This is a genomic window from Bacteroidales bacterium (assembly GCA_023229505.1).
Taxonomy (GTDB): Bacteria; Bacteroidota; Bacteroidia; order Bacteroidales; family JAGOPY01; genus JAGOPY01.
Genome location: JALNZD010000105.1, coordinates 1 through 2,663, shown reverse-complemented (window position 1 = coordinate 2,663; position 2,663 = coordinate 1). Strand labels below are relative to the sequence as shown.

3 protein-coding genes are annotated in these 2,663 nt (G+C 36.7%); all 3 read left to right on the top strand.

Annotation, left to right across the window (positions count from 1 at the left end; translation table 11 throughout):
• Nucleotides 1-794, top strand: a 794-nt coding sequence (locus tag M0Q51_17390) for an RHS repeat-associated core domain-containing protein (protein ID MCK9401743.1), incomplete at its 5' end; no start/stop codon positions are given.
• A gap of 29 nt (nt 795-823) precedes the next feature.
• Complete coding sequence (locus tag M0Q51_17385; GenBank protein ID MCK9401742.1) at nt 824-1,285, top strand: hypothetical protein; 462 nt, start codon at nt 824-826, stop codon at nt 1,283-1,285.
• A gap of 957 nt (nt 1,286-2,242) precedes the next feature.
• Nucleotides 2,243-2,533 carry a septum formation initiator family protein gene (locus M0Q51_17380; GenBank protein ID MCK9401741.1) on the top strand — a complete coding sequence of 97 codons (291 nt, stop codon included), beginning with the start codon at nt 2,243-2,245 and terminating at the stop codon, nt 2,531-2,533.
• Nucleotides 2,534-2,663: the final 130 nt, after the last annotated feature.

Sequence of the window (2,663 nt, the reverse complement as noted above, 5' to 3'; positions counted from 1 at the left end):
TCACGCAGGTAACGGACTATTACCCTTTTGGCCTGGAAATAAAAGAAATTAATGCATCTGACAACCTCCAATTATATAATTCCAAAGAACTTCAGGACGATGCCAAGCTTTGGTGGTACGATTACGGAGCCCGCTTCTATGACCCAGTAATCGGAAGGTGGCATTCTGTTGATCCGATGGCGGAAAAGCATCCAGAAACTAACCCATATCACTATTGTTTCAATAATCCAATTAATTGGATTGATCCCTTTGGATATGATACTCTGAATGTTTGCCTCCCTCAAGATAGGACACAAGCAGGTACGATGACATTAACTGCAAATGGACAAGATGTTGAATTAGAAGGAGGCAATGAGGTATTGGGAAAGGGAACAACCAATGGTGGACAAAACCCAACAAGAGATCCATGCGAGCGAAATGGAGATACACCTACCGGAGAAGCTACCGTAACGACTATTTTGGATCGAGACCCAGATGGAACCTTTGCAAATACTGATGGCACACCTGTACAAGATTCTGAAGGAGAGCCTGGTGGTCAACTTGTTGCACAAGGTAGATATTTTATCTTATTGAATCCAGAAAGTGGTGATTTGCAATTATCTGAAAGATCAGAACTTGGTATTCATGGTGGAGGAACAGTTTTAGGAGAAAATGCTTTACAAGGTCAGCAAAACCTTGTTGGGACAAGAGGGTGTTTAAGAGTCACTAATCAAAATGCTGCTCAAATTGGTGCCCAAGCTTTAGACGCAAATAAGAATAATAGGGTATTTAGGGTAATCATAGAAGAAGAATAGATGAAACATAAGTAATAATTTAAATATTTATGAAGAAAATTATAATAATTATTCTAACTTCATTTTTTCTCACTAATTGTTATTCCCAATCAGATGAGACCAAATTATCAGATAAAATAGAACTTTCATATAAAGATTTCCTTGATTTGAAATTGCAAATACTTGCTACACAAATGTCATGTGGGAATTATAGTATAAGTGATATGGGAAAAATAAGATTTCCAGTTTCAATTTCACTTGATGACCACAATAAAATTGTATTCAAGATTGACGGTGATTTAGATACAAATTTGTCAAACGAAACGCGGAAAGAGATAATGATGGAGGGTTTCCAATTTGTGCAAGTAGGTATTAAGGAGCTTCTAAGATTAGACTTTCCTGAAATAAAATTTGACACTTTTAATAATATTATTGGATTTTGGTATTATTCTGAAGCCTATGATCCCTGTGCTAAATGGGAAAAAAATAATTTCACATCGATTAGCTATTAATTTATACCTTGATTACAAAAATGTTCTTATAATCAGGTACAAATATTATGTTTTTATCATTATTTGTATCCCTAAAATAATATAGATAATAGCCAACTTCGGGGTTTCAGCCCCTATCCCCTGACCCCTTTCCCCACCCGGGGAAAGGGGAAATTATTTCAGCTATTTGATAAAACATCGAATCTCCTTATCTTTGTTCAATAAAGAGAAGGCAGTCTAACTCTAATCTCGGCTTACATTTCAACTACACTTTTAAATACCTTGGAATTCACCCATTTCACCCAGCCTTCAAAATTTAGATAATAGCGAAGGTCGGGGAGCCGAAGTCGACTAAGCCCCGATTCAATCGGGGCTTTTTCATTTTTAACCCTTTCAAAAGCCTTGATATTCCCGCCTTATCTTGATTCATCTTCCTTCAAAAAAAATTTAGATACTTGGTTTTTTGGAAAAATGAAAATATCCAAATTTTTTCATGGATTTTCATTTAATCCATTGATGGGAAGTGTTTTGTATGTAGTTGGAGTCAAGGCCGGGTCAGTTAACACAAGGAAACAACTTGTGGGACAAGTTAAGCTGTTCACCATCCAATTGCCCTTACAAGGAGAAGATAAGAGAAATGCTTTATGAAATCGAGGAGCTTAAAAAAAAAGAACCATCTGATTTTTGAAAATTACCAGAATTGTGTTCATTTTCCACTTATTATATCCACAAGGATTACCTGGGATCTTACAACGTCATCACCGGCGAGCGCGGCGATATGCCGGAATGCTTAAGCTTCGACCCCCACATGGAAAAGAACATGTATACTATTATTGCAAAAATTAAATGTCAACTAATGATATGCCCTCGATTCAGGGGAAGGGTTTAGTTTTCAACAAACGAAAGTTAGGAATTTGCAGTTCCTTGTTTGGTTTAGCCAATTAATAAAACCTACTTTTATAACTGAAATATAACCCTATGCTTCATTTTATCGGCAAAATACTGATAAATAGGTATTTCCTGACCCTGGTGGCTTTTGCTGTCTGGATGATCTTTTTTGATAACAACAGCTTGAAACGTCAGCGCATATTAAATGCCAGGATCGATGAGATCAAGGGGATGAGGGCGTTTTATATGATCGAAATTGCCAAAAATAATAAGGCTATCTATGAACTTGAGACCAATCTTGAAACGATAGAAACGTACGCGAGGGAAAAATACATGATGAAGCGCGACAGCGAAGACGTTTATATTGTCACCAGGGAATGAATCAGTCATTAGTCCCTAAATATAGAACAATATAGTCCGTACAAAGAATAACTTACTAAATTTAAGCGTTGCCCCGTGCAGTGTAGACCGTTCAACTTATGATACTTTGATATCAATCATTAGTCTGGTC